Below are 6106 nucleotides of genomic sequence, written 5' to 3' on the forward strand. Positions count from 1 at the left end.
CGATTCATGCCTGACGATCCCGCTACCGATTCCACCGTTTCTCCCGACCCCGCATCACCTGCCGATCCCCCCCTGCGCGTTCCGCTGCGATTCGAGGACTGGCTGACCGTGCTGACCCTGGCCGCCCTGGCCTGCATCACCCTGGCCAACGTCATCGTCCGCTACCTGACGGCGGAATCCTTTGCCTGGACCGAGGAAATCTCCATCTTCCTGCTGATCGTGCTGACCCTGAGCGCCAGTTCATCGGCCTTCGTGCGGCGGCTGCACATCCGCATCGAACTGCTGGCCGACGGCGGCAGCCCCGTGCGACAGCGGCGCTTCGCACGGGTGACCGGCACCGTATCGCTGCTGTTCTTTGCCGGCCTGACCATCCTGCTGGGCCGCATGGCCCTGGACGAATACAACTGGGGCGATACATCCCCAGCCATCGGCGTGCCCACCTGGTGGTATTCCATGTGGCTGCCCGTACTGTCAGCAGTCATCACCCTGAGACTGGCAGGCGTCCTGCGGCGCACCTGGGGGCAAACCGCATGATCCCCACCCTGCTGTTCGGGCTCTTCATCGTCCTGCTGATCATTGGCGTGCCGGTAGGCATCGCCCTGGGGGCGGCCGGCACGCTGGCCATCGCCCTGGCCAACCCCGACACGCACTGGTTCGGCCTGATGGCGGTCTCGCAAAGCTTTTACGCCGGCCTGGCCAAATATCCCCTGCTGGCCATTCCCATGTTCGTGCTGGTGGGCTCGATCTTCGACCGCTCGGGCGTGGCCGCCAAACTGGTGCGCCTGGCCCAGTCCATCACCGGCAACGGCCCCGGCATGCTGGCCGTGGTTGCCATCACCGTCGCCATGTTCCTGGGGGGGATCTCCGGGTCCGGTCCGGCCTGCGCCGCCGCCGTGGGTGCCATCATGATCGGCGCCATGAACCGCGCCGGCTACCCTCGCGCCTATTCGGCCAGCGTCGTGGCCGCAGGCGCGGCCACCGACATCCTGATCCCGCCTTCGATCGCCATGATCGTCTATTCGGTCCTGGTGCCACAGGCCTCGGTGCCGGCGCTGTTTGCGGCCGGCCTGTTCCCGGGCATCCTGGCCGGCATCGGGCTGATCATCCCGGCCGTGTGGCTGGCGCGACGTCACCGGATGGGTGCCGCCGCCCGCGCCGAACCCCGTCCGCCTTTCTGGCGCAGCCTGTTCGAGGCCATCCCCGGCCTGGCCGCACCCGTCATCATCCTGGGCGGCATGCGCATGGGCTACTTCACACCCACCGAGGCCGCCGTGGTCGCCGTGTTCTACGGCCTGCTGATCGGCATGTGCGTGCATCGCTCCATCCACCTGCGCGATCTGTTCCCCATCCTGCGCGAAGCCGGCGAACTGTCCGCCGTCATCCTGCTGATCGTCACGCTGGCGGGGATCTTTGCCTGGTCGCTGTCCACCCTGTCGATCATCGATCCGATCACCAACGCCATCGTGCATTCCGGCCTGGGGTCCTACAGCGTCCTGGCGCTGCTGGTCCTGCTGCTGATCGTGGCGGGCATGTTCCTGGACGGCATCTCGATCTTCCTGATCTTCGTGCCGCTGATCCAGCCCGTCGCCCAGGCGTTCGGCTGGGATCTGGTGTGGCTGGGCGTCATGCTGACGCTGATGGTCGCCGTGGGCCAGTTCACGCCGCCGGTCGCCGTCAATCTGATGGTTTCCAGCAAGATCGCCCGCATCCCAATGGAAAGCACCACGCCCTGGGTGTTGTGGCTGCTGGCCGGCATGCTCGGCGTCCTGGTCCTGGTCGCGGCCTTTCCACAGATCGCGCTCTGGCTGCCGCATTATCTGGGATACTGACACGCGTTCGAACGGGCCCAAGGGCCCATTGGGGATTTTTCAAACAGGAGAAGACTGACATGCGCTTTCATCGACTCATCGGCGCCGCCGCCCTGGCCTTCACGGCCCTGGCCTGTGCCCTGCCGGCCCAGGCGGCCGACTACAAGTCCGAATACAAACTGTCCATCGTGGTGGGCACCAATTTCCCCTGGGGCCAGGGGGCGGTGATCTGGTCCGACCTGGTGCGTGAACGCACCAATGGCCGCATCAACATCAAAGTCTATCCCGGCACGTCCCTGGTCCAGGGCGACCAGACGCGAGAATTCACCGCCATCCGCCAGGGCGTGATCGACATGGCCATCGGTTCGACCATCAACTGGTCCCCGCAGGTCAAGGAACTGAACATTTTTTCCCTGCCCTTCCTGATGCCCGACTATTCCGCCGTCGACGCCCTGACGCAGGGCAAGGTCGGCGAACAGCTGTTCGACATCCTGTCCAAAAAGGGCGTGGTGCCGCTGGCCTGGGGCGAAAACGGCTACCGCCAGCTGTCCAACTCCGCCCGCGAGGTCAAGAACCCCGAGGACGTCAAGGGCATGAAACTGCGCGTGGTCGGCTCGCCGCTGTACATCGACACGTTCACCGCCCTGGGCGCCAACCCGACCCAGATGAGCTGGGCCGACGCCCAGCCGGCACTGGCCAGCGGCGCCGTCGATGGCCAGGAAAACCCGCTGTCCATCTATGCTGGGGCGAAACTCTACGATGTCGGCCAGAAATTCCTGAGCCTGTGGAACTACGTGGCCGACCCGCTGATCTTCGTGGTCAACCGGGACGTCTGGAATTCCTGGGCACCGGCTGATCAGCAGATCGTGCGCGAGGCCGCCATCGAGGCTGGCCGCCAGGAAATCCTCATCGCCCGCAAAGGCGTGACCAGCACTGACGATTCCCTGCTCAAAGAAATCGAAAGCCACGGCGTGAAAGTCACGGTGCTCTCGCCCGAGCAGATCGGCGCATTCGCCAAGGCCACCCAGCCGGTGTTCGACAAGTGGGCCAAGCAGATCGGCCCGGACCTGGTGAAACAGGCACAGGCCGACATCGCCAAGCGCTGATCGGCCCGCGCTCGCACGCGGTCCCGGCACCGCGCGCGAGCACCTTCGCAGCGGCGTATGATGCCGGCATGCGCCCACCCTCCGGCATCCCATGGAAATCACCTTCGACGTCGCTGCCCTGCTGTTCTTCGTTGCATTGCTGGCAGGCGTCGTGGACGCCATCGCTGGCGGCGGCGGCCTGATCACCATCCCGGCGTTGCTGGCCGTGGGCCTGCCGCCCGGGGCCGCCATTGCCACCAACAAGCTCGGCGGCATCGCCGGGTCCACCGCCGCCACCCTGCATTTTCTGCGCATGCGCCAGATCGACCTGAAACGCAGCCGCTGGATGATGCTGAGCACATTCCTGGGGGCGCTGGCCGGCGGCATCGCCCTGACCCGCATCGACAGCGGCGTGTTGCGCCAGGTGATTCCCTTTCTGCTGATCGGCTTCGCCCTGTATTTTCTGCTGTCGCCCCGTGTCGGCGCCGAAGACCGCGTCCAGCGGATCACGCCCGCCCTGTACGGCGCCACCCTGGCGCCGCTGATCGGCTTCTACGATGGTTTCTTCGGCCCGGGCACAGGCACGTTCCTGGCGATTTCCTGCGTCACGATGCTGGGCTTCAACCTGGTCAAGGCCACCGCGCATGCCAAGCTGCTGAACCTGTGCAGCAACCTGGCCTCTGTCCTGTTTTTCGCGGCCAGCGGCCATATCGCCTGGGCCTTCGGCCTGCCCATGCTGGCGGGCCAGTGGATCGGCGGCACCCTCGGCGCGCGCCTGGCCGTCACGCGCGGCCACCAACTGATCCGCATCCTGATGGTGACCATGGCCGTGATCGTGTCGGTGAAGATGCTGCTGGAATAGGGCGCCGGCCCCAGGCTGTGCTGTGGCCACAGGCCAGCACGGTCATTGTCCGCGATGTAGCGATCCACCTTGTAGACGGTGGATCTTAAGGCCATGGTGTCCGATTATTTGAACGCCGTCTCGATGAAGCTGCGCAGTTTGCGGGAATGCAGGCGCTCGCTGGGCATTTCGCGCAGATGTTCCAGCGCCCGGATGCCGATCTGCAGGTGCTGGTTGACCTGGGTGCGGTAAAAGGCGGTGGCCATGCCCGGCAGTTTCAGTTCGCCATGCAACGGCTTGTCCGACACGCACAGTAACGTGCCGTAGGGCACACGAAACCGGAAGCCGTTGGCCGCGATGGTGGCCGATTCCATGTCCAGGGCGATGGCGCGCGACTGCGACAGGCGCTGCACGGGTTCCTGCTGGTCACGCAGTTCCCAGTTGCGGTTGTCGATGGTGGCCACCGTGCCGGTGCGCATGATCCGCTTCAGTTCCCAGCCCGACAGGCCGGACACATCGGCCACGGCCTGCTCCAGCGCGACCTGGACTTCGGCCAGCGGCGGCACCGGCACCCACAGGGGCAGATCGTCATCCAGCACGTGGTCCTGGCGCACATAGCCATGGGCCAGCACGTAGTCCCCCAGCCGCTGGGTGGTGCGCAGGCCGGCGCAATGGCCCAGCATCAGCCAGGCCGACGGCCGCAGCACGGCCACATGATCGGTGATGGTCTTGGCATTGGACGGCCCCACGCCGATGTTGATCAGCGTGATGCCAGTGTGGCCGGGCCGTTTCAGGTGGTAGGACGGCATCTGCGGCAGCGGCGCCGGCCCTGCGCGGACCTCGTCCAGCGTATCCCGCGTGACGATGCGATTGCCCGGTTCGACCAGTTCCGTGTAGCCCCCCGTGCCGGCGGCCAGGGTTTCGCGTGCCCACTGAACGAACCCGTCCACGTAGAACTGATAATTGGTGAACAGCACGAAATCCTGGAAATGCCCTGGCGCCGTGGCAGTGTAATGCTGCAGCCGATGCAGGGAATAATCGATGCGCGGCGCGGTGAAGGGCGCCAGGGGCCGGGCCTGGTTGGCGCGGCCACGCCAGGTGCCGTTGACGATGGCATCATCGGTCACCGCCAGATCGGGCACGTCGAAATGGTCGCGCAGCGTGTGGCCGGGGACCTCGGAATATTCGCCCTCGACGTACTCGCCCTCCGGAAAGGCGAAGTGCAAGGGGATGGGCAGGTCGGATTCGCCGATCTCCACCGGCACGCCATGGTTGCGCAACAGCAGGCGCACCTGTTCGCGCAGATAGTCGTGGAACAGGGCTGGCTGGGTGACCGTGGTCATGTAGACACCGGGCTCGACCAGGTGGCCGTAGGACAGGCGGCTGTCGATTTCCTGGTAGGAATGCACCCGGATGCGGATCGCCGGATAGCAGGCGCGCACCCGCTGGCCGGTTTCCAGGCCATGGGTGCAGTATTCGCGAAAGGCGTCGCGGATGAAGGCCGTGTTGCGCCGGTAGATTGCCAGCAGCTGGTCCACCGCCGCGTCAGCGTCCTCGTAGCTGGAGAACGGGATCAGCGGCGGCAGCCGGGTCGGGCGCGCGGTATCGATGAATTTTTCCATGCGCCCGATTATGGCAGGTCTTGATGAAGACGGGATGGCTCACCCACGTCGATGCACTTCCCGTCCCGCCGCGTAGGTGGCGGCGATGGCGCGATCATCGCCCAGCATCGCCAAGGCGAACAGCAATTCCTCCAGCGAGTCGGCCAGGGCGCTGCGGCGCTCGAGCAGCGGCGTCGCCTTGGGGTCCAGGACGATGAAGTCGGCCTCGGCGCCGGGCTCCAGCGTGCCGATCCGGCCGGTCAGGCCCAGGTGCTTGGCCGCGCCCTGCGTCGCCTGCCAGAACATGCGCCGCGCCGTCAGGTAATGGCCCGACAGACGCGCCACCTTGTGCGCTTCGTTCATCGTCAGCAGCATGGAAAAAGACGAGCCGCCGCCCACGTCGGTGGCCAGGGCCACCGGCATGCCGAAACTCTTGGCGGCCGCGAAATCGAACAGGCCGCTGCCAAGGAACTGGTTGGACGTGGGGCAGTGGGCGGCGACCGCGCCGGCATCGCGCATCCGGCGGCGGTCGTCGTCGTCCAGCCAGACGCAGTGTCCGTAGACGGAACGGGGCCGCAACAGGCCGTACTGGTCGTAGATGTCCAGGTAGCTGCGATAGCCTGGGAACAGGCTCATGACCCATTTCACCTCGTCGCGGTTCTCGGACACATGCGACTGGATGAAGACGTCCTGGTAGCGCCTGGCCAGTTCGCCGCACAAGCCGAGCTGCTCGGGCGTGGAGGTCGGCGCAAAGCGCGGCGTCAGGGCATA

The 6106-nt window shown here is 66.0% G+C and carries 6 protein-coding genes; 4 read left to right on the plus strand and 2 right to left on the minus strand.

Annotated features, from left to right (window positions below; genetic code table 11):
- Nucleotides 1–6 precede the first annotated feature (6 nt).
- From RBR29_RS00820 to RBR29_RS00835, 4 genes are all read left to right on the plus strand, one after another.
- Nucleotides 7–534 (plus strand): TRAP transporter small permease, encoded by a 528-nt coding sequence (locus RBR29_RS00820; RefSeq protein ID WP_320346283.1) that lies wholly within the window; start codon nt 7–9, stop codon nt 532–534.
- Nucleotides 531–1829, plus strand: coding sequence for a TRAP transporter large permease (locus RBR29_RS00825; protein ID WP_320346285.1), 1299 nt, complete (start codon nt 531–533; stop codon nt 1827–1829). Before RBR29_RS00820 ends, RBR29_RS00825 begins: the two co-directional genes overlap by 4 nt.
- 59 nt (nt 1830–1888) lie before the next feature.
- Nucleotides 1889–2914, plus strand: a complete 1026-nt coding sequence (locus RBR29_RS00830) for a DctP family TRAP transporter solute-binding subunit (protein WP_320346287.1) — start codon at nt 1889–1891, stop codon at nt 2912–2914.
- 91 nt (nt 2915–3005) lie between these two features.
- Nucleotides 3006–3755, plus strand: a complete 750-nt coding sequence (locus RBR29_RS00835; protein WP_320346290.1) for a TSUP family transporter — start codon at nt 3006–3008, stop codon at nt 3753–3755.
- A gap of 104 nt (nt 3756–3859) precedes the next feature.
- Here RBR29_RS00835 and RBR29_RS00840 read toward each other — a convergent pair whose 3' ends face one another.
- Both RBR29_RS00840 and RBR29_RS00845 read right to left on the minus strand, forming a co-directional pair.
- Nucleotides 3860–5356 (minus strand): AMP nucleosidase, encoded by a 1497-nt coding sequence (locus tag RBR29_RS00840; RefSeq protein ID WP_320346292.1) that lies wholly within the window; start codon nt 5354–5356, stop codon nt 3860–3862.
- Between the two features lie 39 nt (nt 5357–5395).
- Nucleotides 5396–6106, minus strand: a 711-nt coding sequence (locus tag RBR29_RS00845; protein WP_320346294.1) for a guanine deaminase, incomplete at its 5' end; no start/stop codon positions are given.

This window comes from Castellaniella sp. (assembly GCF_034007085.1).
Lineage (GTDB): Bacteria > Pseudomonadota > Gammaproteobacteria > Burkholderiales > Burkholderiaceae_B > Castellaniella.